Genomic DNA, 25,006 nt, shown 5'->3' with positions numbered 1-25,006 from the left:
ACTCCTTGAAGCTTTAGGGGGTCAGCTGAAACTCTACGAGGCCAGTTGCGCGTAAGCTGCGCGCAACTCCTCCTCTGTGGCGTCTTCGAGGCGGGTTGTTTCCCCAATACCAGTGAGCGCGACGAAGCGGATGCGACCCTCGCGGTTCTTCTTGTCGTGCCGCATGCCGTCGAGCAACTCCTCGAAGTGCCCCTGCTCATAGGTGGTGGGCAGCCCAATCCGGGTGAGGATGTCTCGGTGGGTGGCGACGAGGGTGGCGTCGATAAGCCCCCGAGCGTGGGACAGGTGCGCAATAAACATCATGCCCACCGCCACAGCACGGCCGTGGCGCCACGAGTAATTCTCGCGGCGTTCCACAGCGTGGCCGAAGGTATGGCCGTAATTGAGGGTTTCGCGCAGACCGGACTCCTTCAAGTCCTGGCCCACCACGTGCGCCTTGACGGCAATGGACCGCTCGATGAGTTCAGGAAGCAGGCCTTCCGGTTTGAGGCAAGCGGCGGGGTCCGCTAGATAGTGCTCGATGATGCGTGGATCGTGGATGAAACCAGTCTTGATGATTTCTGCGGAGCCAGCGATGATCTCGTCTTCGGGCAGCGTGCGCAGGTGATCCAGGTCGACGAAGACTGAATCCGGCTCGTGGAACGCCCCAACGAGGTTCTTTCCTGCGGCTGTGTTGATACCTGTCTTCCCGCCCACGGCAGCATCAACCATCGCCAGCAGCGTCGTCGGAGCCTGAATAACCGGGATGCCGCGCATCCACGTTGCCGCAGCAAAACCCGCCAAATCTGTGACGGCACCGCCGCCGAGGCCGATGACTGCATCGCGGCGGCTAAACCCAGCGTCACCAAACACATCCCACAGACGTGCCAATACATCAAGCTGCTTGGCAGCCTCGGCATCGGGAACCTCGACCGGGGTGGCCTCGAGGCCCTGTGTGCTGGCTTGCTCAGCGAGTTTGCTGGCAGCTTGGGCCAGCGGCGGCTGGTGGATAATCGCCACCTTTGCCGCACCAATGCCCGCGGCGCGCTCAATCATCGCAGCACTGAGGCCACTACCAATCGTGACCTCGTAGGGGGATGGTCCGTTAACCGGAATGGTGTGCATGGGAGCGGCTCCTTCAGCAGCGCTAGTAGTCGTCTTCATTAGTCGTCGCGGGGGTGGAGTGACAATAAGCCAGTGTCTTAGAGAGTCTCAAGGAAGCTCAAAATATCGCCCACCACCTGCTGCGGGGAGCGCACGCCTGTGCGTACCTTTAAATCCGCAACCTTGGTGTAGAGCGGCCGTCGCTCCTCCAAGAGTTGGGAATAACGCGCGAGAGGATCCGCCGACTCGAGAATCGGGCGGTTGGTACCCCCCATCGTGCGGGTGACGCCTTCTTCGGGTGTGATGTCGAGGTAGACGACGGTCAGGCTATCGAGCAAGTCACGGGTCGATTCTGTCAGCACGGCACCGCCACCCAGGCTCACCACCCCGGTGGTAGCCAGCGCCTCGCGCACGACCTCGGCTTCCACTTCGCGGAATTCCGGCTCACCCAGCTCGGAGAAAATCTCGCCGCACTTCTTTCCATAGCGCGCCTCAATGAGGCTGTCGGTATCAACAACGTCGCAATTCAGTGCCCGCGACAGGCGGCGACCAATCGTGGTTTTGCCGGCACCTGGAGGTCCTACAAGGACGACGTGTGGGGAGTTCATGCGTCACCCCACTCCAGTCGGCCTGCCACGTAGTCCTGGTAGGCAGCGATGTTGCGCTTGGTTTCGGCGAGGCTATCGCCGCCGAATTTCTCCAGCACCGCACGCGCGAGAACGAGCGCCACCATCGCCTCTGCCACGACACCGGCAGCCGGTACCGCGCAGACGTCGGAACGTTGGTGAATAGCGGTAGCCGCCCCACCTGTGGCCATGTCGACCGTCTTGAGCGCACGCGGGACCGTGGAAATCGGCTTCATCGCCGCGCGGACGCGCAGCGTCTGGCCGTTGGTCATGCCGCCTTCCAGACCACCAGCGCGGTTAGTCTCACGATCCACGCCATTGTCTGTGCGGACCATTTCATCGTGCGCTTCGCTCCCGCGGCGGCGGGCCTCAGCGAAGCCATCGCCGACCTCGACGCCCTTGATCGCCTGAATCCCCATCAAGGCGGCGGCGAGCTGTGCGTCGAGGCGGTCTTCACCCGAGGTGTGCGAGCCCAAGCCAATCGGCAGGCCTTCCACGATCACCTCGACAATGCCGCCCAGAGTGTCTCCCTGCTTTTTCGCGGTTTCGATTTCTGCGATCATGGACTCTTCCGCCGCCTTATCGCAGGCGCGTACCGGTGAAGCGTCGATAGCCTCAAGGTCCGCGAAGCTAGGATGCGGGCCCTCATAAGGTTCTGAGGCACCGATGGAGATGACGTGGGACAGCACCTCGACTCCCAGGGTTTCGCGGAGGAAGTTGCGCGCGACCGTGGCCGCGGCGACGCGAGCAGCGGTCTCGCGTGCGGAGGAACGCTCCAGAATCGGACGAGCCTCCGCGTGATCAAACTTCACCATGCCGGCGAAATCGGCATGCCCCGGGCGGGGACGAGTGAGCGGGGCGCCGCGGCCAGATGCCATCGCCTTAGCGGTCTCCGGGTCATCGAGATCGAGCGCGTCCGGGGACATGATGGTGGTCCACTTCGGCCACTCCGTGTTGCCGATCATGATGGCAATTGGGCTGCCCAGAGTCAGTCCGTGGCGAATGCCACTGAGCAAGGTGAGCTCATCGGCCTCGAACTTCATGCGGGCACCGCGGCCATAGCCGAGGCGGCGGCGAGAGAGCTGGAGAGCGATGTCGTCTTGGGAAACGGGAACCCCGGCGGGCATGTGCTCGATGAGTGCAACGAGTGCCTGGCCGTGAGATTCACCTGCGGTAGTCCAACGAAGCATGCGGACTATTATCACACGCTAGGGGATCTTTCGGGGGCACTGGGCCGTCTATCACACCGTGTCGGGGCTAAAGAACACGACAAGGGCTGCAGCAATGAGCATGCCGGGCCCGTGCGCGGGTTTCCGATCCTGCGTTATGAACCCCCAGAGCAGCGTGCTCAGCGACGCCCCTACCATCGCTAACGCTACCCCTGGTACTCCCGCCGCGTGGGCGGTCACCATGCCCAGTGGCAACGCCAGCTTGAGATCACCCCCGCCCACGCTTCCGGCACGGCTCAGCAAGGCAACCAGAATATAAAGCCCCGGCCATAGCAGCCCGGCTGGGTCGAACCACCACAGCGACAGCACGGCGGCCGGCAGTGTCAGATAGTTGGGCAGGCGTTTGAAACGCAGGTCATAAACGATTAAGGCGCACCCCCACGCCAGAAAAAGCACATCCCCCATGACTGCGCAGCCTACCGTGCGGGGTGCTGCCGCGCATGCTGTTGATTAAGGCAGCTTGAGCGCAGCGTTGAGAGCAGCCAGCATCTCTGCCCGCGGGGCGGTGTGCCCGGTAAATTGTTCAAACTGCGAATAAGCCTGGTTGGCCAGCATGATGTGCCCGCCGACGGTCGGATAGCCATCAGCAGCCGCATACACAGTTAAAGGCGTAGGCCATGGATCGTAGATAACGTCGAACACCGGAGCCTTGGCCAACTGGGTCAGATGCTCTTCCACGGCGGCGGAGGGAACAGTGGAGACGATGAGGTCCACCGAGCGCGCTAACCCCGCGAGATCATCACCAAAAGATGCTGAGTGGAGGGAGAGGCCAAGGGCGTCCCCTAGCGGCCGTAGTTCAGCACGACGATCTGAGCGATTGAGCACGGTGACATCGTTAACACCACGCTGGGCTAGCCCCCACAGGACCGGCCGCGCGGTTCCACCAGCGCCGATGAGCAGCGCCGAAGACGGCTGGGAAGAGCCCAGCAGCTCATCGAGTGCGCCCAGCACGCCTTCCGTATCCGTGTTGTCCGCGCGCCACCCCTCCGCGGTGCGCACCAAGGTATTCGCAGAGCCGATGAGCTTGGCGCGCTCGCTCACGATGTCTGCGCAAGCCAAGGCGTCGAACTTCAATGGCATGGTCACCGAGAAACCTCGGTACTCTTCCCCTACCTCGGCGAGGAAGGCAGCCAAGTCGGTCACCTCGAACCTGGTGTAATCCCAGTCCTTCAGATTCAGCGCATCATAGCCGGCCTTATGGAGGACCGGGGATAACGAATGCTCGATGGGGCTGCCTAAAACTGCGGCGCGCGGCATCCTATTACTGCTCCTCTGCTGGTGGCTCGCCGGCGCCTTCGCGCTGGCTGTCCAGGATGCCAGAGCGCACCGCATCATCGACGTTGGCGAGGTGCTCATCATAGTTGTCGGTAAAGACCGTCGTGCCCTTGTCATCAACCGTGACGAAGAAGAGCCAATTGCCCTCTGCCGGGTTCTCCATAGCCTGGATGGCCTCCTCCGACGGCGAGGCGATCGGGGAATCCGGAAGACCATCCTTCGCATAGGTATTCCACGGGGTCTCGCGGTTACGGTCCTCATCGGTGGTGGCCAGCTCGACGTCCTCGAGCCCGTAGTTCACAGTGGAGTCCAACTCCAAGCGCATCGGCTCGTCGAGGCGGTTGAGGATGACGCGCGCAACCTTGTCGAATTCACCGGCCGGCGACTCACGCTCCACCAGGGATGCTGCGGTCAGAAGCTCATAGGGTTTCAGGCCAATGGCCTGGGCGCGGTCGACAATGTTGGTGTCGTTGTACTTCTTCGTCGAACGAGTGATGAGATCGGTCAGGATCTCCTGGGCATCCATGTTCGGGTCAAGCACGTACTGTCCCGGGGCGATAAGCCCCTCAATACGCTTGGGATCCTCGCCGCGGGCACGGACTTCCTCCACGGCCCAGTCCGGCGCACCCAGTTCGGCTGGGTCTACCGTGGCCGCGATCTTCTCTAGTTCCTCGGCGGATACGCAACCACCCTCCTTACAGGAGACCTGCGAGATCAGGGAGTAAATACCAAACCGGACATCGCCCCCCAGTACGTTGACGTCCAGCAACGTCGCTCCGCCGTGCACGTCGAGCAAGTCCACCATGTTGGCGTCATCAAGCAGTGCCTCCACGGCGGATTTGGCACTCATCTCCTCTTGGAGACGGTAAAACCCGGGCTTGATTTGGCTCGCGCGCGGATTGGAATTGGCCGCCGAAGAGAAAGCCTCAGGCGTCTTCACCACATTCTTTTCTGCTAGCTCAGGTGCCAGTTCTCCCATGGATGAGCCTTCCGGGACCTGAACGAGCTGTGTTACACCATTGCCTTGTCCCTCATAGTCCAAGGTATTGCCCCCTCCCAACAGGCGGAAACCGATGTAGCCGAGGCCGCCGATGATGAGGACAAGGCTGGCAATAAGCACGGCCATGCCGCGCTGGCGGCGCTTGACGTACTGGGGTTCCATCGAGCGTCCGATGCGTGAAGGTTTACGGCTCACGTACTTCGTCTCCTAGGTTTGAAGGGATGTGGCCGTTCAACGCGAAATGGCGCGCATCCAGCCAGGATTGCAAAATTTCCACCGCGGCCGCTTGGTCGATAACCGAACGGCCGCGTCTCTCTGACACGCCAGAGGCTCGCAGTGCAGATGATGCCACCACTGTGGTGAGACGCTCATCCACCATGCGCACAGGCGGAGGTGTGTTTATCGTGTCATCTTTTGCCAAGCGGCGGCGGATACGAAACGCGATTTCTTTGGCATGTTTAACACTTGATGAGCCGTTGCCCTTGAGATCACGCGGCAAACCGACCGCCACCTCGACGACGTCATACTCGTGAATAAGCTCAAGCAGTCGGTCGATGTCACCCTTGTCGCGGTCCTTAAACCCGGTTTCGCGGCGGACGGTCTCGACCGGCATAGCCAGGCGGGCATCCCGATCGGAAACCGCCACGCCGATGCGGACAGTTCCGACGTCGAGACCCAACCGGCGCCCTGGTCCGGGATCGTCTACTCCTGGCTTATCGGGCTCTACGGCCATGGTGTTCCTCCTGGTCCTGAGAGTCAGCTACTTCTGCACACCTACTCGTGCGCATCCATTAGTGGGTTTCGAGCTCATCACGGACGGCGTCGAAGGCAGCTTGCAGGCCTTCGGCGTTTGCGCCGGAGCCTTGAGCCATATCCGGCTTGCCGCCGCCCTTGCCATCAACGTAGCCGGACACCAGCTTAACCAAGTCACCAGCCTTGACACCGCGCTCAATTGCTGCCCTGGTGGCACCCACGATGAATGGCAGCTTGCCGCCCTCATTCTCCGATGCCAAGACGACCACACCAGCGACATCACCGAGGCGGTTCTTAATGTCGGAAGCCAGCGTGCGCAGGTCACCGCCGTTCACACCCTTAGGGAGCTTGACGGCCACGATGGTGAAATCGTTGACGGTCTTCGCCGTAGAGATCATGTCCGCAGTCTGGGACATGAGCTGGGCCTTGTGCAGCTCTGCAATCTGCTTCTCTGCGGCCTTGAGCTTCTCCGTCAGCTGCGCGATGCGCTCCGGCAGGTCCTCGGTCTGGACCTTCAGCTCGCGAGACACACCTTCCACCAGGGCTGCTTCCTTGGAGTAGTAACGGAAGGCATCCAAGCCCGAATAGGCCTCGATGCGGCGCGCACCGGAACCCACGGAGGATTCACCAAGGACAGACACTGGACCGATCTCTGCGGTGTTCTTCACGTGCGTACCGCCGCACAGCTCGATGGAGAAGGGCCCTCCCATCTCCACGACGCGGACCTCGGAACCATAGTTCTCACCGAACAGGGCCATCGCGCCCATCTCCTTGGCCTTGTCCAAGGAAGTCTCGATGGTATTGACCGGGAAGTGCTGGTCTACCGCCTGGTTAGTCACCAAAGCGATCTCATCGAGCTGCTCCTGGGTGAGCTGGTCGGTGTAGTTAAAGTCAAAGCGCAAGTAACCCGGTCGGTTCAAGGAGCCAGCCTGGACAGCGGTCGGCCCCAGCACCTGGCGCAGCGCGGCGTGGATGAGGTGCGTGGCGGAGTGCGCCTGCACGGCACCGTGGCGCCACTGCTGGTCTACCTCGGCTGTTACGCCAGTGCCCAGTTCAAGGCCACCAGCGGTCACCGTAGCTTTGTGGACCCACAGCCTCTTGCCGATCTTCTGCACGTCATTGACCTCAAGGAGGGTTTCACCGGCAATGATCCGGCCTCGGTCGGCGGTCTGGCCACCGGCTTCGGCGTAGAGCGGCGACTGGTCCAGAATTACCTCGACGGTGTCGCCTGCTTGGACTTCAGAGACCTTCTCGCCATCGCGGACGAGGCCGAGTACCTTGGCTTCGGACTCCAAGGTCTCGTAGCCCGTGAACAGAGTCGGATGGTTATCCACCCACTCGCGGTAGAGCGACAAGTCGGCGTGACCATGCTTCTTAGCCTGGTTATCAGCTTTGGCACGGCGGCGCTGCTCGCCCATGGCGGCATCAAAGCCCTCCATGTCCACGCTAAGGCCAGCTTCTTGGGCCATCTCCAATGTCAAGTCGATGGGGAATCCATAGGTATCGTGCAGTTCAAACGCCTTCTCACCGGACAGCACCTTCGGGGTGGCCGCGCGGGAGGTGCTCTTTAGCTCGTCGACAGCTTCGTCGAAAAGCTTGGTGCCCGACTCCAGGGTCTTGAGGAAGGCCTTCTCCTCCGCCACGGCGACGCGCAGGATGCGCTCACGGTTCTCCGCAATCTCCGGGTAGGACGGAGTCATGGTGTCCATGATGGTGTTCATGAAGCGTTCCATGGTCTCACCCTTCGCACCCAGCAGCTTGGCGGAGCGGATGATACGGCGCAGCAGTCGGCGCAGGATATAGCCACGGCCCTCGTTACCGGGGGTAACGCCATCCAGGATGAGCATCATGCCGGTGCGCGAGTGGTCCGCCACCACGCGGAAGCGGATCAAGTCTTCCTTCGGCGCATCGGGCGTGTATTTCGCCCCGGTGAGTTCCTCGGCAACGTCAATGACCGGGCGCAGCAGATCCGTCTCGTAGACGTTGTCCACGCCCTGCAGGATGCAGGCAACGCGCTCGATGCCCATGCCGGTATCGATGTTCTTCTTAGGCAACGGGCCGAGAATCTCAAAGTTGCCCTTGCCGATGCCTTCGCCGCGCTCGTTCTGCATGAAGACCAGGTTCCAGATCTCCATGTAGCGGTTATCGTCCGCGACGGGGCCACCGTCCTGACCATATTCCGGACCACGGTCATAGTAAATCTCAGAGCACGGACCGCACGGGCCAGGAATACCCATGGACCAGTAATTATCCTCCATGCCGAGGCGCTGAATGCGCTCGCGGGGAACACCGATCTTGTTGTGCCAGATATCGGCTGCCTCATCATCATCGAGGTAGACCGTGACCCACAAACGCTCGGGATCTAGCCCCAAGCCGCCATCCTCTACCGAGTTCGTCAACAGGTTCCAGGCGTGGGTGATAGCACCCTCCTTGAAGTACTGGCCAAAGGAGAAGTTGCCTGCCATCTGGAAGAAGGTGTTGTGGCGGGTGGTGATGCCTACTTCCTCGATATCCAAGGTGCGCACGCACTTCTGGATGGAGGTCGCCGTACCGTTAGCAAAAGGCGGGTTCTGCTGGCCCAAGAAGTAGGGCTTGAAGGGAACCATGCCGGCGTTGACGAAGAGCAGGTTCGGGTCATCCAGGATCAGCGACGCGCTGGGGACGGCTTCGTGGCCGGCCTTGACGAAGTGCTGGGTAAAGCGTTCCCGGATCTCATGAGTCTTCACGAGCAAAAGTCCTTCACTGTTGAGAGGTTTCTAGTCAGCGCTCAACTTTACCCGTCCGGTGCTGTGCTTAGCGACGCCGCCCCCGGATGATGTCCCGCAACCTTCCCAGGTACTCGCGCACGCGCTTTTCCGCTCCGTGGTCGGTGGGCTGATAATACTCGGCATCGGCCAGCGTCTCCGGCAGATACTGCTGGGCTAGAACACCGCGTGGATCATCATGCGGGTACTGATAGCCGACGGCGTTACCTAGGCGCTTAGCACCCTCGTAGTGCCCGTCGCGCAAGTGCGGCGGGACGTAACCGCTCTTACCGGCCCGGACATCGGCCTGAGCAGAATTGATGGCATTAATAACGGAATTCGACTTCGGCGCAGTAGCCAGGTGGATCGTGGCCTGAGCCAGCGGGATGCGCGCCTCGGGCAGGCCGATCAGCGCAGCGGCCTCCGCGGCGGCCACGGCGGTGGGTAGCGCGGTGGGGTCGGCCATCCCAATGTCCTCTGAGGCGTGCACGATGAGCCGGCGCGCAATGAAGCGTGGATCCTCGCCAGCCTCAATCATGCGGGCGAGGTAGTGCAACGCAGCATCGACGTCAGAACCGCGAATGGACTTGATGAACGCGGAGACTACGTCATAGTGCTGGTCGCCGTCACGGTCATAGCGCACCACCGCGCGGTTGACATTGTCTTTGAGAATGTCGACGGTGAGCTCGCCACCATCTGGTACCGCCTCAGCCGCAGCCTCGAGGTAGGTCAGCGTGCGACGCGCATCTCCTCCGGCGAGCAGCACCAGTTGGTCCAGAGCGTCTTCCGTTGCGGTGATCCGCCCGGCTAAGCCGCGCTCGCTCGTCAGCGCTCGCTCGGCGAGAGTGCGCAGGGAGGCGTCGTCAAGCGGCTCCAAGTGCAGCAGCAGCGAACGCGAGAGCAGAGGCGCCACCACGGAGAAGGAGGGGTTCTCGGTGGTAGCTGCCACGAGTAGCACCGTCCGGTTTTCCACCGCAGCCAGCAATGCGTCCTGCTGGGTTTTGGAAAAGCGGTGCACCTCATCGATAAAGAGCACTGTGCGGCGGCCCTCAATCAGCTCGCGGCGAGCATGCGTGATGACTTCCCGTACCTGCTTGACGCCGGAGTCGAGGGCGGACAGGCCGATGAAGTTATCCCCCAGAGAGGACGCGATCAGCGAAGCCAGGGTCGTCTTTCCGGTGCCTGGCGGGCCGTACAGGATGACGGAGGCCTCGCCGGAGCCCTCGACGAGGCGCCGCAGCGGAGTCCCGGGTTCCAGAAGGTGCTTTTGGCCCACTACTTCGTCGAGGCTTTGCGGCCGCATGCGCGCGGCCAGCGGTGACCCCGAATGAGTCGCAAAAATATCGGGGCCACCCGGCAGGCTTGGCGCTGATTGGTCGTCGCCGAAGAGTGACTCCTGCCCCATCAGGACTCCCGGAGACGGGAGGCCACAGCGCGACCGAAAGCGGCAACAGTCGAGCACCCATCGTGCTTACACTGCGCGGCAAAACGTGAGAGCGCTTCGAAAGTTTCATAAAGGTCGCGCCGAATCAAGAGCTCATCCTCGCTGAACGGGCCGTGATCGGAGCGGCGCAGCAGCGAGCGACGCGGGTCACGATAAATCTCGGCGTTACCCTCCGCCAGTGCTACTACCCCTTCAATCCCACCGGCATACATGGTGGTCACGCTCGACAAAGCCCAACCAATGAGACAAGCGACTATCAGCTCATGCAGTGTTTTCTCATCCGCCAGCTGCGGCCACACGTCGACGACCCGGCGCTGCCAGGCTTGGATGAAGACGTCCGCCTCAGAATCCGTAATCGGGCGGCTGAAGAGGAACTGTGGGAAGCCGGCGACAACGCAGGCTACATCAAAGCCCACGTTGCGAAAACCGGCCCACTCATAATCCAGGAAGGTCAGTGTTGTCCCCACGATGATGTTGTCTGGGGACAGATCGAAGGGCGTAAAAGCGCGGTTGCGGCCAGAACTAAAGCTCTGCATGGCGGTGCGGGCTAGTTCGCGGACGTGCTCTGGTGGCTCCAGTCCTGCTTCGCTGAGGATGTCCGCACCGATCAGGATGGAGCTTTTCAGAGACTCATCCCGCAGGGCTTGGTGCTCGGCGTATTCGGGATGCCGGCGCAACTGCCGGTTCAGCAGAGCCTCGTAATCCTCTTCGCGCCCAGCCGTGCCCGCGTGCATTTTGCCCAGCGCGCCGCCCAGGGACCTGAGCAGCTCTCCGCGTTCTTCGTCATTGCTGCGGGCAAGAGTGTCCGCCAGGGTGTCGCCATCGCCGGCGTCAGACAGCACCAAGATGCGCTTCTCGACGTCGTGTGCGAGCAGTACTGGGCCTGGGCGAACCTCTTCGGACAACGCTGTGGTGAACTGATAGGCCACCACCTCACGCAGAAGGGCGGCGTCATCAATGGTGTGCCCGGTGACTGGGTTGTACTTGATGACCACCGAACGATGCGGGAAAAAGGCACTCGGTGACGTGCGGGCACGAAGCACCACGGCGTTGCCCGAACCAGTGAGTTGCTCGACGTCACTAAGCTCAGGCTCCCCGCCAAAGCGGCGCGAGAGCATCTGTGAGGCTTCCGCCACCACGGCATCCGCCACAGATTTTTTCTTGGACTCGTGTCCCATCGGATTCACTTGCTTGCCTGCTTCCACATATCGAAGGCCCAACTACATCACCGAGTTGAGCGACCTAGGACTCCTTCCCTGCCTTGTCGCCCTGAGCGGCCTTGGCTGCCTTCTCCGGCTTGAAATCCACGCCGGTCTCCTTGCGCTGCTCGGCAGGAATGGTGCCCGGAGCATCGGTCAATGGATCCACGCCGCCACCGGACTTCGGGAAGGCGATGACGTCACGAATGGAGTCGAAACCGCCCAGCAGGGAGACAATGCGGTCCCAACCGAACGCGATACCACCGTGCGGCGGGGCACCAAACTGGAAAGCGTCGAGCAGGAAGCCGAACTTTTCCTGTGCTTCTTCCTCACCGATGCCCATAACGTCGAAGACACGCTTCTGCACGTCCTGGTCGTGGATACGGATAGATCCGCCGCCGATCTCGTTGCCGTTGCAGACGATGTCGTAGGCGTAGGCCAGCGCCTCACCCGGGTTCTCGTCGAAGTTGTCCAGATACTCCGGCTTCGGCGAAGTGAAGGCGTGGTGTACCGCAGTCCACTTGGAGTGGCCCAGAGCCACGTCGCCGGAGGCGGTGGCATCAGCGGCAGGCTCGAACAGTGGTGCGTCCACAACCCAGGTGAAGGCCCAGTCGCCGTCCTTGATGAGATCCAGCTTCTTTGCAATCTCGCCGCGTGCTGCACCCAGAAGAGCGCGAGAAGACTTGGTGTCACCAGCCGCGAAGAAGATGGCGTCACCCGGCTTGGCGCCGACGTGCTCAGCAATGCCCTCGCGCTCGGCATCAGTAATGTTCTTGGCCACTGGGCCGCCCAAGGTGCCGTCCTCAGCGATGGTGATGTAAGCCAGGCCCTTCGCACCGCGCTGCTTTGCCCATTCCTGCCACGCATCGAACTGACGGCGCGGCTGGGAAGCTCCGCCTTCCATGACGACGGCGCCAACGTACTCGTTCTGGAACACGCGGAAAGTGGTGTCCTTGAAGAACTCGGTGCATTCCACGATCTTGATGTCGAAGCGCAGGTCCGGCTTATCGGAACCGTAGTACTTCATAGCGTCTGCGTAGGTCATGCGCGGAATCGGTGTCTTGATCTCGTAGCCGATGAGCTTCCACAGGGCGGAGATGATTTCTTCCGCGAGAGCGATCACATCGTCCTGATCAACGAAGGACATCTCGACGTCGAGCTGTGTAAACTCCGGCTGACGGTCCGCGCGGAAGTCCTCATCGCGGTAGCAGCGAGCGATTTGGTAGTAACGCTCCATGCCGGCCACCATGAGCAGCTGCTTAAACAGCTGCGGCGACTGCGGGAGTGCGTACCAGCTGCCCGGCTTGAGGCGGGCGGGCACGAGGAAGTCACGAGCGCCCTCCGGGGTGGAACGGGTCAGGGTCGGGGTTTCGATTTCAGTGAAATCATGGCTATCCAGGACCTGGCGAGCGGCGCGGTTAGCTGCCGAGCGCAGGCGCAGAGCCTCGTGCTGGCGCTCCCGACGCAGATCGAGGTAGCGGTACTTCAGACGAGTCTCTTCGCCGACCTCACCGGAGGAAGAAGGATCATCGATCTGGAATGGCAGCGCTGCAGACTTGTTGAGCACTTCCAGATCCGTAACGTTGACCTCAATCTCACCGGAGGCCAGGTTCGCGTTAGCGGAACCCTCTGGACGGGGCTCCACCACGCCGGTGACCTTAACGCAGTACTCGGAGCGCAGATCGTGGGCGCGCTCAGCCACCTCGGATTCACGGAAAACCACCTGGGCAACGCCGGAGCGATCACGCAGGTCAATGAAGATAACACCGCCGTGGTCGCGACGGCGCGCCACCCAACCCGTCAGGGTGACGGTCTCCCCCGCCATCTCTTTGCGCAGTTCGCCTGCCAAATGTGTACGCAGCACTCTCGTTCAATCCCTTCTCATCGTTGACGCTCGCACCCACACACGCCACGCGTAGACAGCACGCGCCGAGGGATGCAAGAACTTGAACGGCCCAAGTCTACCGCCCGCACCAGACTTGCTCAGCGCTGGGGTAAACACCGAGCGCCGCCGAACGTCGAGCACTGGTACCCCCGCTTGACGCAGCTCCCCTCATCACACGCACATCACCGCCCGCATATGGCAAAATCTGGACCATGACTTTCAAATCTGGCGCCAACTTTGATGGCAAGCGAGCAAGCTCCGGCGGCGGGGGCCGCGGCGGCATGATCGCTACCGGCGGCGGCATTGGCTCCCTCCTCCTCATTGGCCTCTATCTCTTGCTTGGCGGCGATCTTGGTGACATCACCGAAAGCAGCCCTCAGCCCGACCAAACCCAGGTCGGCCCAGAGGAAAGCGGAGAGGATGCCTTCGCACACTGCCAAACTGCCGAGGACGGCAATAAGTACGACGACTGCCGCGTCATGTTCGCCGCCCAGTCCGTCGACAAGGTCTGGGCCCAGCAGCTGCCGGATCAGGCAGGCATCGAGTACGTCGAACCCGGCCGCGTCATCTTTAACAACACCACTATGTCCGGCTGTGGCCAAGCCTCCGGCGCCACCGGGCCGTTCTACTGCCCGGCCGATGAGTCCGCCTATTTCGACACCGCGTTCTTCGATCAGCTCCGCAACTTCGGTGGGGATAATGCACCTCTGGCACAGATGTATATCGTCGCCCACGAATTTGGCCACCACATTCAGAAGCTAGAGGGCACACTCAGCTTGTCCAATTACAACGAACCCGGCGAGGACTCCAACGCAGTGAAGATTGAGCTGCAAGCGGATTGCTATGCCGGACTGTGGGCACACTACGCCGACAAGGGTGAGGATGCTTTGCTCGAAACGATCACCGAACAGCAGGTCACCGACGCCGTCAACACTGCCCGCGCCGTGGGCGACGACAACATCCAGCGCCGCTCTGGCGGCGAGGTACGCCCCGATACCTGGACACACGGCTCCTCTGAGGACCGAGCACAATCCTTCCTCGCCGGATATAACAGCGGAAAGATGGAGCAGTGCGACACTTTGGGTCGAGGCGTATATAAGTCTTAATACCGAGCGTCAAAAATGTTGGTGTGTCCACCGAAAGGCCACACCACCCCCAAATGTGCCACAAAATGTGCAGATTAAATTCAAATACATGAGGCGTTTACCTGCCGGCAATCTTGATGCTTTACCCTGATCAAGTTCCCGCCGGTTCGTGGTGGGATCCGCTCTGTCTTTAAAAACATAAAAGAACTGTGCGTGATGTCATCACCTGCACCGCAGCAGGTACGTTAATCCCCATCATTATTGACGCTTTTACCTTGCCCGCGGCAGCCCGCGCTTCCTCATCACGCAGCGTTCTCTTCATGAAAGGAACGACGTTTTGAGCACCGCCACGCCGACGATGCCTGATCTCGAAACGATGAATGGTAAGAACAAGGACTGGATTTGGCACTTGTTCTTCGGCGCCATCACCGCTGTTACTCTTGTCCTCTTCATCATTTGGGGCAACGGAGAGGTTGCTGAGGGCGCTAACAAGATCGTCCTTGTTACCGCGATCATCTTCGCCGTATTCATGGCCTTCAACATTGGTGGCAATGACGTCGCCAACTCTTTCGGTACCTCCGTGGGTGCGGGAACCCTCTCTATGAAGCAGGCCCTCGCTGTTGCGGCGGTTTTTGAGGTATCCGGCGCGATCCTCGCCGGCGGCGAGGTTACCGACACCGTCCGCTCCGGCATTGTGGACCTCGACGCCATTGACGGGCTCGACCCCATGGAGTTCGTCTACATCATGATGGCGTCGCTGCTCGGCGCTGCCATCTGGCTGCTCGTCGCTACCCGCATGGGCTGGCCGGTTTCTACGACCCACTCCATCGTCGGCGGTATCGTCGGCGCCGCGCTGACCGTCGGCTTCGTCACCGGCAAGGGCGGAATGGACATGGTGCAGTGGGGCGGCATTGGCACCATTGCTTTCTCCTGGGTACTTTCACCAGTTCTTGGCGGTGTTGCCGCTTACCTGCTGTTTAGGTGGATTAAGGCTTCCATCCTCGTCTACAACGACGCCGCAGACGAGCGTCTGCGCGACATCAAGGTTCGCCGCGCTGAGCTGCGCAAGGAGCACAAGACCCGCTTCGAGCGCATGAACGAGCTGCAGCAGATTTCCTACACCAACGCCATGGCCCGTGATGCCGCCCTCACCGCGGAAGATGATTACGATCCAGAGGCGCTCGAGTCCGACTACTACCGAGATTTGCACAACCTCAACAAGGATCTCGAGGACGTCAACGCGCACCGCGCACTAGAGAACTGGGTCCCGCTGCTGGCAGCATTGGGCGCTGTTATCATCTCCGCGATGATGCTCTTCAAGGGCCTCAAGAACACCGGCGTTGACTTCTCCACACTTGAGAACCTCCTTGTCATGGGCATGGTAGGTGCCGTGGTCTGGATGGCCGTCTTCATCTTCGCCCGCTCTCTGAAGAAGAAGTCCCTGTCCCGCTCCACCTTCCTCCTCTTCTCTTGGATGCAGGTCTTCACCGCCTCCGCCTTCGCGTTCTCGCACGGCTCGAACGACATCGCCAACGCCATCGGCCCCTTCGCCGCCGTCTTCGATGTCCTGCAGACCAACCGGATTTCTGACGAAGTCACCGTCCCGCTGCCGGTCATGGTGGCTATGGGCATTGCCCTCGTTTCTGGCCTGTGGTTCATCGGCCGCTTCGTTATCCAGACCGTCGGTTCCGGCCTGACCCAGATGCACCCCTCCTCCGGTTTCGCCGCTGAGCTGGCTGCCGCTGCCGTTGTCATGGCAGCCTCCCTCCTAGGCCTCCCGGTTTCCTCGACGCACATCCTCATCGGTGCTGTCCTTGGCGTCGGCATCGTCAACCGCGCTGCTAACTGGAACCTGATGAAGCCCATCGCCCTCGCATGGGTCATCACTCTCCCAGCCGCCGCTGCCATCGCAGCTGTGACGGTCTCCATCCTGCGCGTCGTGTTCTAGTCTCAACACAACACGCGCACAGGGCATCGTACCCAGTCGCCGCGAGTCTCCTGCCGCCTCGGGATACTCGCGGCTTCTTTGTTTTCTCTGTCCACCAGCGACCACTGGGGTTTGAGAGCACCCGTACACTGGGACGGCATGAGCGATAACTCCCTGGCCAGATTCTTTTCCGCATTCAACGACATTGAGCAGTTTCTCCGCCAGGCCGTCGGGGCCAAGAACTCCGACTCCTTCTGGTGGATTGTCGACCGCGCACACGACAAACACCTGCTCAGCAAGCGCCAGGCAGAGCAGCTCAAGGACTTAGGTAATCTGCGCAACGCCATCGCCCACGGCCGCTATTTCGACGGCGAGCCCATCGCTACCCCGCACCCACAGGTGCTGGCGCAGCTAGAGAACCTCCAGCGGCTTCTTACAGATCCGCCCACGGCACAGTCCTTACTCGCCAACCGTGAGGTCACCACACTTGGCCCCGATACCCCGATCATGGAGGCTCTCCGGCTCATTAATAGGACCGGCTATTCGCAGATCCCGATTTATGATTCCGGCGCTTACCAAGCCCTCCTCACGACCAATGTCATCGCCCGCTGGGTCGCAGCAGATTTGGGAGACGATGGTGTGGTCAACGCGGCGTCGATTAGCGCCGTTCTAGAGTTTGCAGAGAAGAAGGACAGGGCCGAGTTCCTTCCCCGCAACGCCAGTGCGCAAGAGGTCATCGATGCCCTCACCGAACCCGCGGCGGACGGCACGCATCCTAGTGCGGTTCTCCTTACCGAGCAGGGCAAGCCTTCGCAGCGCCCGCTCGCCATCGCAACGCCAGCGGATCTTGCAGTCTTGGTCGACGCCCTTGAGTGGGAATAATTACCCGGCTAAACTTTGTTGACATGTCACAGAGAGGAGTATGGCATGCAATTTAGAGTCTTTAGCATCGGTGATGTCACGCAAGATCCCACCACCGGTCGCACCCCCACCGAGGCCGAGCGCATCCGCGCTATGACAGAAATCGCCCTCAAGGCAGAGGAGGTGGGCCTCGACGTCTTCGCCACCGGCGAGCACCACAACCCACCCTTCGTCCCGTCCGCACCCACCACCCATCTGGCCTACATCGCGGCGCAGACGAAGAACCTGCACCTCTCCACTGCCACCACGCTGATCACCACCAACGACCCCGTCCGGCTTGCAGAGGACTACGCTTTTCTCCAGCACCTGGCTGACGGGCACATCGATCTCATGCTGGGCCGCGGTAACACCGGTCCGGTTTACCCGTGGTTTGGCAAAGATATCCGCGAAGGCATCCCTCTGGCGGTGGAGAACTATCACCTGTTGCGCCGCCTCTGGCGCGAACCTGTCGTGTCCTGGCAAGGAAAGTTCCGCACCCCACTGCAGGGATTCACCTCCACACCGGCGCCGCTTGACGGTATCCCGCCCTTTGTGTGGCACGGATCCATCCGCTCCCCGCAGATCGCTGAGCAGGCGGCCTATTACGGTGATGGTTTCTTCCACAACAACATCTTCTGGAACAAGGAACACACCGCGAAAATGGTGAACCTCTACCGCACCCGCTACGAATCCTACGGTCATGGTCGCGCGGATCAGGCCATCGTGGGCCTCGGCGGGCACGTCTTCATCGGGTCTACCGAGCAGGAGGCGAAGGATTTCTTCCGCCCCTACTTCGACAACGCTCCGGTCTACGGCCACGGCCCTTCCTTGGAAGAATTCACCGCACAAACCCCGCTGACGGTAGGCACGGTGGAGCAGGTGGTAGAACGAACCCTGCAGTTCGCCGACTGGGTGGGCGACTATCAGCGCCAGCTCTTCCTTATCGATCATGCCGGCCTCCCGCAAGAGGTGGTGCTGGAGCAGATTGAGATTCTAGGGACGCAGGTCGTCCCTGAGCTGCGCCGCCGCTTTGAGGAGCGCCGCCCGGATCATGTACCTTCTGACCCACCAACGCACGCCACGCTCGGTAGTTATGAGCCACACGCGTTGGTCAATCCTGGAGAGGAGAAGTAGATGCGGTCACTCGTTGTCGTTACGGCCGGGTTGTCATCGCCGTCCTCGACGCGCGCGCTTGCCGACGCCCTCTCGGCCGCCACCTCCGCCCACGTCACCGCGCGGGGCGAAGGCACCGACATCACCGTCGTGGAGCTCCGGGACCTCGCGAGCGAGCTAGCTGAAGCAATGACGAACTGGGTTTCGCCCACGCCCCGCCTTAACGCGGCTCAGTCCGCGGTGCTGGATGCCGACGGCCTCATCGCGGTCAGTCCCGTGTTCCAGGGCAGTTACTCGGGACTGTTCAAGATGTTCTTCGACACCTTGGAGCCGCATTCCTTGGAGGGGCTTCCTACCCTCATCGCGGCCACGGGCGGCTCCAGCCGTCACGCCCTAGTGTTGGATTATGCCCTGCGCCCACTACTCAATTACCTGCATGCCACGGTGGTCCCCACCGGGATCTTCCAGGCCACGGAGGACTTTGGCACTGCTGAGGGCGCGCGCAATGAAAAGCGCATCGAGCGCGCCACGGGCGAGCTCGCAGACCTCATGGTGCGCCCGCTCGACCGCGTAGCTGGCCTTGCCGGCTCTCTCGGCGAACCGCGCAACACGCACCAGGGTTTTACCGGGAAGGCACCTGATTCGGGCTCAGGGGGATTCCGCGAACTCCTGTCCCGCCACGACGGCCAACCGGGCTAAGCAACTACTGGGGGCGCTCGGTACTATCGTAAGGCGTAACTTATCTAACGCTTCTAAGGAGGTTTAACCCCCCATGACAATTAGCGTGACCGACATCTTCTCGATCGGTATCGGTCCCTCCTCCTCCCACACCGTGGGCCCGATGCGTGCTGCTAAGGCCTTCCTCGAGACCCTTGAGCAACACCCGGCAAAGGTCCACATCGAACTGCGTGGCTCTTTGTCCGCTACCGGCCGTGGACACGCTACGGACCGGGCCGTCATTCTAGGCCTCGCCGGGTGGGATCCGCTCTCCGTTCCGCTCGATGCTGAGCCACGCGCAGATGCCTTCATCCCCACCGAGGGCAGCATCAGCGGCCCAGCAGGTGAGGTGGACTACAGCATCGAATTCAACAACGAGCCGGTGCCCGAGCACCCGAACTGCCTCATTTTCACTGCTTGGGACAAAGACGGCTCCATCCTCGCCGAGAACGCGGAGTATTTCTCCGTCGGTGGCGGGTTCATCCTGTCCCGCGAGGAGTTTGATGCCCAGCTTCAAACCGACTCCGGCGTTCCAGCAGGTGTCGCCGCGGCGACTGCTGAGGACACCGTTCCTTATGAGTTCCAATCGGGTGAGCACCTGCTTCACCTGTGCGCTGCCAATGACATGGCCATTTGGGAGATCGTTGCGGCAAACGAGGCTGTGCTTCACCGCGACGAGGGCGGTCTCGACTACGTCTACCAACACCTCGACCTTGTGTGGGACATTATGCGCGAATGCGTGACCGAGGGAATCTCCACCAAGGGAATCTTGCCTGGTGGCCTGCGCGTCAACCGCCGCGCGCCGCAGATGTACCAACAGTTGTTGGCCAAGCAGGACGACGAATCCTGTGGCTTCTCTGCGATGGAGTGGGTAAACCTCTACGCGCTCGCCGTCAACGAGCAGAATGCCGCCGGCGGCCGCGTCATCACGGCGCCGACGAATGGTGCTTGTGGCATCATCCCGGCAGTGCTCCATTATGCCCGCGACTTCATGGCGGACTTCACGCGCGCCGATGCCCGCCGCTACCTGCTGACCGCGGGTGCCGTTGGCATCATCATCAAGTCCAATGCCTCCATTTCAGGCGCCGAGGTGGGCTGTCAGGGTGAGGTAGGCTCCGCCTCCTCTATGGCTGCGGCCGGCATGGCCGAACTGCTTGGGGGAACTCCGGCACAGGTAGAGAATGCTGCCGAGATCGCGCTTGAGCACAACCTCGGCTTGACCTGCGACCCGGTCGGCGGCCTCGTGCAGATTCCCTGCATCGAGCGCAACGCCATCGGTGCCGTCAAGTCCATTAACGCCGCACGCCTGGCCCGCATGGGCGAGGGAACGCACCACGTTACCCTCGATAACGCGGTGCGCACGATGGCCGAAACGGGGCGCGACATGCTCTCCAAGTACAAGGAGACCTCGCTCGGTGGTCTAGCGAAGACGATGGGCTTCACCGTCTCCCAGGTGGAGTGCTAGACCAGCTGACGAAGCTGCTTGACGACGTCCCCCACGGGGACGTCGTGCTGCTCGTGCGCGCGCAGATCCTTGAGCGCCACGGTGCCAGACTCTAGCTCTTGGTCACCGAGGACGAGGGCGAAACGCGCGTTGGCGCGGTCCGCGCCCTTCATCGCGCCTTTGAGGCCGCGGTCACCGAAGGACATGTCCGCGGAAATACCGGCCTTGCGCAAGTCATTAATGATGCTGACCATTTTCTTTTTTGCTGCAGCGCCCAAGGCCACGCCGTAGACGGCCACACGCTCGTCGACGTCATCGAGCTCCACGCCCTCGGCTTCCAGGGCCAAAACCGTGCGGTCCACGCCGAGGCCATAGCCGATGCCGGACAGCTCCTGCCCGCCGAGCTGGGCCATGAGGCCGTCATAACGGCCGCCGCCACCAATGCCAGACTGCGCGCCTAGACCATCGTGGACGAATTCGAAACAGGTCTTCGTGTAATAGTCGAGGCCGCGGACCATGCGCGGGTTGATGGTGTAGGACACGCCCATGTCATCGAGCAGGCCGGTGACCGTCTCGAAGTGCTCGCGGCATTCGGCGTTGAGGTGGTCGAGCATGAGGGGGGCGTCGACAAGCTGCTCCTGGACCTCCGGGCGCTTGTCATCGAGAACGCGCAAGGGGTTCAGCTCCGCGCGGGCCTTGGTTTCCTCATCCAAGTCGAGCTTGAACAGGAACTCCTGCAGCTTCTCACGATAAGCGGGGCGGCACTCGTGGTCTCCCAAGCTCGTAAGCTCGAGGCGGAACTGGCTCAGTCCCAGGCTGCGGTAGGAGCGATCCGCCAAGGCAATGATCTCTGCGTCCAGCGCCGGATCATCCACGCCGATGGCCTCCACTCCGACCTGCTGCAGCTGGCGATAGCGGCCCGCCTGCGGGCGCTCGTAGCGGAAGAAAGGACCATAGTAGTTCAGCTTGACCGGCAGTTGGCCGCGGTCGAGGTTGTGTTCAATGACCGCACGCATGACACCAGCGGTGCCTTCTGGGCGCAGTGTCACGGAACGATCGCCACGATCGGCAAAGGTGTACATTTCCTTGGACACGACATCCGTGGACTCCCCCACTCCGCGGGCGAACAACGAGGTGTCCTCGAAGATTGGGAGTTCGATGTGTTGGAAGCCGGACAGGTGTGCCTGGTGCACGAAGGTGTCGCGCACCTTGGCAAAGATGGCCGATTGCGGCGGGACGTAGTCCGGCACACCTTTAGGCGCGGACAGGGCTTTGAACTGCTTCTTATCACTCACGCCCTTTAGAGTACATCCCCCGCTGCGCGTAGAAACGGATTAGTCGCGCGTTCACGACGCATAGTCGTGGTCGGGCCATGGCCCGGCAAGATAGCGAGGGAGTCATCGAGGCCCCACACCGGGCCGCGCAAGGAACGCTGCATCGCGGCGTGGTCGGAGTGCGGCAAGTCGGTGCGCCCGATGGAGCCCTTAAACAGCACGTCGCCCGTTAGGGCAACCCCCTCAGCCACGAGAATGACGCATCCGGGCGAGTGACCTGGTGCATGGAGCAGCTTGAGCTCAAGGCCAACCAGATTCAACGTTTCTCCACCGATCAAGTCGCGGCGGTCCGCTACCTGCTTCATGGAGGCGGCAGCAAAGAGCATCTGCGATTCGGGAGACACACCGGAGCCATCCACGAGCATGAACGCGTCATCCGGGTGGATGTAGACCGGTAGATCGAACTCGGCAGCATCTCGTGTGTGGTCAATGTGACCGTGAGTGAGCACGACGGCCTCAAACTCCAAGGACTTCTCACGCGCGAGCTGCTCGAGCTTCTCGCGCGTGTGCATCCCTGGGTCCACGATGAACGCCCGGGATCCGTTAGCCACCACATAAGTGTTGGTTTTATAGGGCCCGGCGGCGAAACCGTAGATTTCGGGAGCGCTCATTACTTGAGGGCTGCCAAAGCTGCGTCGTAGTCCGGCTCAGTCGTGACCTCCGGAACCAGCTCGGTGTAGGTCACCTTGTGGTCCTCGTCGGTGACGATGACGGCGCGGGCGAACAGGCCCTTGAGCGGGGAGCCCTCCAACACGAGGCCCAGCTTATCCGCGAAATCAGAGCGGAAGTCAGAGGCGCTGACGACATTCTCAATGCCCTCGGCCGCACAGAAACGCTCCTGCGCGAACGGCAGGTCGCGGGAGACGGAAAGAACAACAGTGTTCTCCAGTCCAGCCGCCTCCTCGTTGAACTTGCGCAGCTGCGCCGCGCACACACCAGTGTCTACGGAAGGGAAGCATGAAACAACTAGGCGCTTGCCAGCGAAGTCTGCCTTGGTCAGCTCTGCCAGATCGGTACCGACAAGGGTGAAGTCCGGCAGGGCCTCACCTACCTTGGGCAGCTCGGCGTTGGTTTCGACGGGTTCATTCTGAAAATTCGTTGTAGCCATGGCACCCAAGCGTACTGACGCGCGGGGCGTCGTGCCACGGTGTAGGACGGTGCGGTTAAGATAGGTGAGTCGAAAGTTGTGAACCACCACAGTGGAGGAAACGTAGGTGTCTACTAACAGCCAGCGCTTGGATGATGCGCTCAACCAGCTCGATCGCGAGCTGAAGTCCCGCGACCGCAAACAGAAGAGCCGCCCACTTGGCGTTGTTGTGATGGCAGCCGTCGTCATTATTGCCCTCGTCGGCGGAATCTGGTTCTTGGCTACCCGCTCGTCGGAGGAAGAGGAGATTCAGGCCGAGGAGAGCTCGGCCGCGGAGACCACAACCGAAGCCCCCACCGCCGAGCCTTTGACCGGCAAGCGTGCCACACCGCTGGGTGACACCGTAACGTGTGAATACCCAGAAGCAGGTGACGCCTCCCGTGAGGTGCCTACGCCTAACGGCAAGGACATTCCAGCCAAGGGTGAGGTGACCGTCAACTTCGCCACCAAGCAGGGCGACATCGAGATGACCCTCGACCGCTCCCTAGCTCCGTGTACCGTCAACGCAATCACGGACATGATTTCGGCCAAGTACTATGACGACACCGTGTGCCACCGCATGACCGATGGCGGCATCTTCGTTCTTCAGTGTGGCGACCCGACCGGCCAGGGCGCCGGTGGACCAGGCTTCCAGTTTGCCAACGAGTACCCCACCGATGAGTCTGACGATGCCGCCAAGGCACAGCCTGCCCTGTACCCGAAGGGCTCCATCGCGATGGCCAACGCCGGCGAAGATACCAACGGTTCGCAGTTCTTCATTAACTACAAGGACTCGACGCTTCCTCCCTCCTACACCTACTTTGGTGATTTGACGGAGAAGGGTCAGAAGACCATCGACGCTATCGCTGCTAAGGGTGTCAAGGATGGACAGTCTGACGGAGAGCCCGCCGAAGAGGTGCGCATCACCAAGGCAACCATCGAGGGATAAGTTTTACCCCCTTTACGGTGACTAGCCCCACTCGCGTTCAGCGAGCGGGGCTATTTCTTTACCACTCCGCCCCACCCCGCCCGGTACTAAGAATTTCTTAGCCTTGAGCAGTTCATTTGGCAAACCACTCACCCACCACAGGCACCTCTGTTTAATATCCCCAGCTCACATACGGCGGCCAGCAGATACACAGACTCACCAACTAATTGCCAAATCTCTTGCAAATCGCACAATGTCTCAGTAGCATCTGTGAGGTCTTTGAAATTCCCGAGATCTTAAGGAACGAGAATGAAGTTCTTCTCCCGTAAGGCCCTTGTTGCTGCCGCTACCGCTGCAACCGTTTCCCTGTCCGGCGTGTCCGTTGCTTCCGCTGAGGACACCGCTGAGGACACCGCAGTCGTAACCAACGAGTCCGCAGACTCCGAGACCACCACGGACAACGACAAGGAGACCGACAACTCCGAGTCCAACACGGACAACAACAAGGAGACCGACAACTCCGAGTCCGAGAACGACAAGGAGAAGGAAGAGGAGTCCTCTTCTTCCTCCTCCAACGACTCTGAGGGTTCCTCCATCACCGACATGAAGCCGTCTGAGATCCGCGACTGGATCGCAGTCTTCACCGCCATCATCGGCGCTCTGGGCACCGTCTTCGCCTTCTACCAGAAGAACTTCGCTCCTAACGCGAAGTAATTCGGTTTCTCTTTCCACCCTCTCCAAAGATTAGGACACTCCACCATGAAGTTCTTCTCCCGTAAGTCCCTCGTTGCCGTTGCTACCGCTGCAACCATCACCTTCTCCGGCACCGCTGTTGCTTCCGCTGCTCCGGTCGAGAACGATAGCTCCTCCGCTGCATTCTTCGCTCTCTCCTCCGACGATGAGGGCAACGTCAGCCCGAAGGAGATCCGCGAGTGGATCAAGGTTATCACCTCCATCATCGGCGCCATGGATGACGCATTGCGTCTCGGCGACAAGCTCGCTGGCAACTAAGCCGCAAGCACGTAAGTCTCCTCCCGCGCTCAACGCGCCGGAGGAGACTTTTCGTTTTGCGGGCTGGCCATCCCCCGTTTGACCGTTACTGCCCTAGACACTGCTGCCCTGATGCTGCCTTAGTTGCCAAAGTTTTCCCTCCCGCCCCGGGCGGTTTCAAGTGGTGGATGCATCACTTGAATA

Annotated in this window: 23 protein-coding genes; 9 read left to right on the top strand and 14 right to left on the bottom strand. The window is 61.2% G+C overall.

The annotated features are described in order from the left end of the window. Window positions 1–33 precede the first annotated feature (33 nt). The 11 genes from aroB to aspS form a co-directional block, all read right to left on the bottom strand. Window positions 34–1,104, bottom strand: a complete 1,071-nt coding sequence (gene aroB, locus HMPREF2526_RS02505; RefSeq protein ID WP_070513257.1) for a 3-dehydroquinate synthase — start codon at window positions 1,102–1,104, stop codon at window positions 34–36. Window positions 1,105–1,181: 77 nt separating this feature from the next. Then, window positions 1,182–1,691, bottom strand: coding sequence for a shikimate kinase (locus HMPREF2526_RS02500; protein WP_049154582.1), 510 nt, complete (start codon window positions 1,689–1,691; stop codon window positions 1,182–1,184). Beyond that, entirely contained in the window at window positions 1,688–2,899 is a 1,212-nt protein-coding gene (gene aroC, locus HMPREF2526_RS02495; RefSeq protein ID WP_070513255.1) for a chorismate synthase, read from the bottom strand. The genes HMPREF2526_RS02500 and aroC overlap by 4 nt, the downstream gene beginning before the upstream one ends. Before the next feature lie 51 nt (window positions 2,900–2,950). Continuing rightward, entirely contained in the window at window positions 2,951–3,343 is a 393-nt protein-coding gene (locus HMPREF2526_RS02490; protein ID WP_070545646.1) for a prepilin peptidase, read from the bottom strand. 45 nt (window positions 3,344–3,388) lie between these two features. Next, a complete protein-coding gene (locus HMPREF2526_RS02485) occupies window positions 3,389–4,195 on the bottom strand; it encodes a shikimate dehydrogenase (RefSeq protein WP_070545642.1) in 807 nt (268 codons plus the stop codon). A 4-nt stretch (window positions 4,196–4,199) separates the two neighbouring features. Further along, window positions 4,200–5,375, bottom strand: coding sequence for an endolytic transglycosylase MltG (gene mltG, locus HMPREF2526_RS02480; RefSeq protein WP_070513327.1), 1,176 nt, complete (start codon window positions 5,373–5,375; stop codon window positions 4,200–4,202). Window positions 5,376–5,397: 22 nt separating this feature from the next. Further along, window positions 5,398–5,946 (bottom strand): Holliday junction resolvase RuvX, encoded by a 549-nt coding sequence (ruvX, locus tag HMPREF2526_RS02475; RefSeq protein WP_070545639.1) that lies wholly within the window; start codon window positions 5,944–5,946, stop codon window positions 5,398–5,400. 58 nt (window positions 5,947–6,004) lie between these two features. Next, window positions 6,005–8,692 (bottom strand): alanine--tRNA ligase, encoded by a 2,688-nt coding sequence (alaS, locus tag HMPREF2526_RS02470; RefSeq protein ID WP_070516936.1) that lies wholly within the window; start codon window positions 8,690–8,692, stop codon window positions 6,005–6,007. Between the two features lie 67 nt (window positions 8,693–8,759). Beyond that, window positions 8,760–10,115 carry a replication-associated recombination protein A gene (locus tag HMPREF2526_RS02465; RefSeq protein ID WP_049154576.1) on the bottom strand — a complete coding sequence of 452 codons (1,356 nt, stop codon included), beginning with the start codon at window positions 10,113–10,115 and terminating at the stop codon, window positions 8,760–8,762. Further along, window positions 10,115–11,332: a phosphotransferase family protein gene (locus tag HMPREF2526_RS02460; protein ID WP_070516934.1), complete on the bottom strand. Its 1,218-nt coding sequence runs from the start codon at window positions 11,330–11,332 to the stop codon at window positions 10,115–10,117. The genes HMPREF2526_RS02465 and HMPREF2526_RS02460 overlap by 1 nt, the downstream gene beginning before the upstream one ends. Window positions 11,333–11,396: 64 nt before the next feature. Next, window positions 11,397–13,217: an aspartate--tRNA ligase gene (gene aspS / locus HMPREF2526_RS02455; protein WP_049154574.1), complete on the bottom strand. Its 1,821-nt coding sequence runs from the start codon at window positions 13,215–13,217 to the stop codon at window positions 11,397–11,399. A gap of 233 nt (window positions 13,218–13,450) precedes the next feature. Here aspS and HMPREF2526_RS02450 point away from each other — a divergent pair, with 233 nt between their 5' ends. From HMPREF2526_RS02450 to HMPREF2526_RS02425, 6 genes are all read left to right on the top strand, one after another. Further along, window positions 13,451–14,344, top strand: coding sequence for a KPN_02809 family neutral zinc metallopeptidase (locus HMPREF2526_RS02450; protein ID WP_049154573.1), 894 nt, complete (start codon window positions 13,451–13,453; stop codon window positions 14,342–14,344). A 337-nt stretch (window positions 14,345–14,681) separates the two neighbouring features. Next, window positions 14,682–16,271, top strand: coding sequence for an inorganic phosphate transporter (locus HMPREF2526_RS02445; protein ID WP_198525934.1), 1,590 nt, complete (start codon window positions 14,682–14,684; stop codon window positions 16,269–16,271). Between the two features lie 138 nt (window positions 16,272–16,409). Beyond that, window positions 16,410–17,132 carry a CBS domain-containing protein gene (locus tag HMPREF2526_RS02440; protein ID WP_070545636.1) on the top strand — a complete coding sequence of 241 codons (723 nt, stop codon included), beginning with the start codon at window positions 16,410–16,412 and terminating at the stop codon, window positions 17,130–17,132. 45 nt (window positions 17,133–17,177) lie between these two features. Further along, window positions 17,178–18,284 (top strand): LLM class flavin-dependent oxidoreductase, encoded by a 1,107-nt coding sequence (locus tag HMPREF2526_RS02435; protein WP_070545634.1) that lies wholly within the window; start codon window positions 17,178–17,180, stop codon window positions 18,282–18,284. Continuing rightward, entirely contained in the window at window positions 18,285–18,962 is a 678-nt protein-coding gene (locus HMPREF2526_RS02430) for an FMN reductase (protein ID WP_070545631.1), read from the top strand. A gap of 73 nt (window positions 18,963–19,035) precedes the next feature. Continuing rightward, on the top strand, window positions 19,036–20,445 hold the full coding sequence (locus tag HMPREF2526_RS02425) for an L-serine ammonia-lyase (protein ID WP_070545628.1): 1,410 nt from the start codon (window positions 19,036–19,038) through the stop codon (window positions 20,443–20,445). On the opposite strand, the gene hisS is transcribed toward HMPREF2526_RS02425, so the two are convergent. Genes hisS through tpx form a run of 3 tightly spaced genes read right to left on the bottom strand, consistent with a single transcriptional unit; the run spans window position 20,442 to window position 22,866 of the window. Continuing rightward, the gene (gene hisS / locus HMPREF2526_RS02420) at window positions 20,442–21,719 is read right to left on the bottom strand and encodes a histidine--tRNA ligase (RefSeq protein ID WP_070545625.1); all 1,278 of its coding nucleotides are present in this window, start codon (window positions 21,717–21,719) and stop codon (window positions 20,442–20,444) included. The genes HMPREF2526_RS02425 and hisS overlap by 4 nt on opposite strands. 5 nt (window positions 21,720–21,724) lie before the next feature. Next, window positions 21,725–22,369 carry an MBL fold metallo-hydrolase gene (locus HMPREF2526_RS02415; protein ID WP_046648577.1) on the bottom strand — a complete coding sequence of 215 codons (645 nt, stop codon included), beginning with the start codon at window positions 22,367–22,369 and terminating at the stop codon, window positions 21,725–21,727. After that, on the bottom strand, window positions 22,369–22,866 hold the full coding sequence (gene tpx / locus HMPREF2526_RS02410; RefSeq protein ID WP_046648579.1) for a thiol peroxidase: 498 nt from the start codon (window positions 22,864–22,866) through the stop codon (window positions 22,369–22,371). Before tpx ends, HMPREF2526_RS02415 begins: the two co-directional genes overlap by 1 nt. Before the next feature lie 106 nt (window positions 22,867–22,972). Between tpx and HMPREF2526_RS02405 the strand changes: the two genes are divergently transcribed. The 3 genes from HMPREF2526_RS02405 (at window position 22,973) to HMPREF2526_RS02395 (ending at window position 24,823) form a co-directional block, all read left to right on the top strand. After that, on the top strand, window positions 22,973–23,833 hold the full coding sequence (locus HMPREF2526_RS02405) for a peptidylprolyl isomerase (protein WP_070545621.1): 861 nt from the start codon (window positions 22,973–22,975) through the stop codon (window positions 23,831–23,833). A 288-nt stretch (window positions 23,834–24,121) separates the two neighbouring features. Then, a complete protein-coding gene (locus tag HMPREF2526_RS02400; protein ID WP_070545618.1) occupies window positions 24,122–24,526 on the top strand; it encodes a hypothetical protein in 405 nt (134 codons plus the stop codon). Window positions 24,527–24,571: 45 nt separating this feature from the next. Continuing rightward, entirely contained in the window at window positions 24,572–24,823 is a 252-nt protein-coding gene (locus HMPREF2526_RS02395; protein ID WP_046648585.1) for a hypothetical protein, read from the top strand. The last annotated feature ends 183 nt before the right edge of the window (window positions 24,824–25,006 follow it).

Origin of the sequence: Corynebacterium sp. HMSC070E08 (genome assembly GCF_001808895.1) — a bacterium.
Taxonomy (GTDB): Bacteria; Actinomycetota; Actinomycetes; order Mycobacteriales; family Mycobacteriaceae; genus Corynebacterium; species Corynebacterium hiratae.
This window is presented reverse-complemented; position numbering and strand designations above follow the sequence as displayed.

Excerpts from the sequence above, each read along its gene's own strand:
- aroC (WP_070513255.1), bottom strand. The coding sequence starts at position 2,899 with ATGCTTCGTTGGACTACCGCAGGTGAATCTCACGGCCAGGCACTCGTT.
- HMPREF2526_RS02435 (WP_070545634.1), top strand. The coding sequence starts at position 17,178 with ATGCAATTTAGAGTCTTTAGCATCGGTGATGTCACGCAAGATCCCACC.
- HMPREF2526_RS02440 (WP_070545636.1), top strand. The coding sequence starts at position 16,410 with ATGAGCGATAACTCCCTGGCCAGATTCTTTTCCGCATTCAACGACATT.
- HMPREF2526_RS02430 (WP_070545631.1), top strand. The coding sequence starts at position 18,285 with ATGCGGTCACTCGTTGTCGTTACGGCCGGGTTGTCATCGCCGTCCTCG.
- HMPREF2526_RS02485 (WP_070545642.1), bottom strand. The coding sequence starts at position 4,195 with ATGCCGCGCGCCGCAGTTTTAGGCAGCCCCATCGAGCATTCGTTATCC.
- HMPREF2526_RS02415 (WP_046648577.1), bottom strand. The coding sequence starts at position 22,369 with ATGAGCGCTCCCGAAATCTACGGTTTCGCCGCCGGGCCCTATAAAACC.
- ruvX (WP_070545639.1), bottom strand. The coding sequence starts at position 5,946 with ATGGCCGTAGAGCCCGATAAGCCAGGAGTAGACGATCCCGGACCAGGG.
- HMPREF2526_RS02460 (WP_070516934.1), bottom strand. The coding sequence starts at position 11,332 with ATGGGACACGAGTCCAAGAAAAAATCTGTGGCGGATGCCGTGGTGGCG.
- HMPREF2526_RS02445 (WP_198525934.1), top strand. The coding sequence starts at position 14,682 with ATGCCTGATCTCGAAACGATGAATGGTAAGAACAAGGACTGGATTTGG.
- tpx (WP_046648579.1), bottom strand. The coding sequence starts at position 22,866 with ATGGCTACAACGAATTTTCAGAATGAACCCGTCGAAACCAACGCCGAG.
- HMPREF2526_RS02425 (WP_070545628.1), top strand. The coding sequence starts at position 19,036 with ATGACAATTAGCGTGACCGACATCTTCTCGATCGGTATCGGTCCCTCC.
- aroB (WP_070513257.1), bottom strand. The coding sequence starts at position 1,104 with ATGCACACCATTCCGGTTAACGGACCATCCCCCTACGAGGTCACGATT.
- mltG (WP_070513327.1), bottom strand. The coding sequence starts at position 5,375 with ATGGAACCCCAGTACGTCAAGCGCCGCCAGCGCGGCATGGCCGTGCTT.
- HMPREF2526_RS02465 (WP_049154576.1), bottom strand. The coding sequence starts at position 10,115 with ATGGGGCAGGAGTCACTCTTCGGCGACGACCAATCAGCGCCAAGCCTG.
- HMPREF2526_RS02400 (WP_070545618.1), top strand. The coding sequence starts at position 24,122 with ATGAAGTTCTTCTCCCGTAAGGCCCTTGTTGCTGCCGCTACCGCTGCA.
- HMPREF2526_RS02450 (WP_049154573.1), top strand. The coding sequence starts at position 13,451 with ATGACTTTCAAATCTGGCGCCAACTTTGATGGCAAGCGAGCAAGCTCC.
- HMPREF2526_RS02500 (WP_049154582.1), bottom strand. The coding sequence starts at position 1,691 with ATGAACTCCCCACACGTCGTCCTTGTAGGACCTCCAGGTGCCGGCAAA.
- HMPREF2526_RS02490 (WP_070545646.1), bottom strand. The coding sequence starts at position 3,343 with ATGGGGGATGTGCTTTTTCTGGCGTGGGGGTGCGCCTTAATCGTTTAT.
- HMPREF2526_RS02395 (WP_046648585.1), top strand. The coding sequence starts at position 24,572 with ATGAAGTTCTTCTCCCGTAAGTCCCTCGTTGCCGTTGCTACCGCTGCA.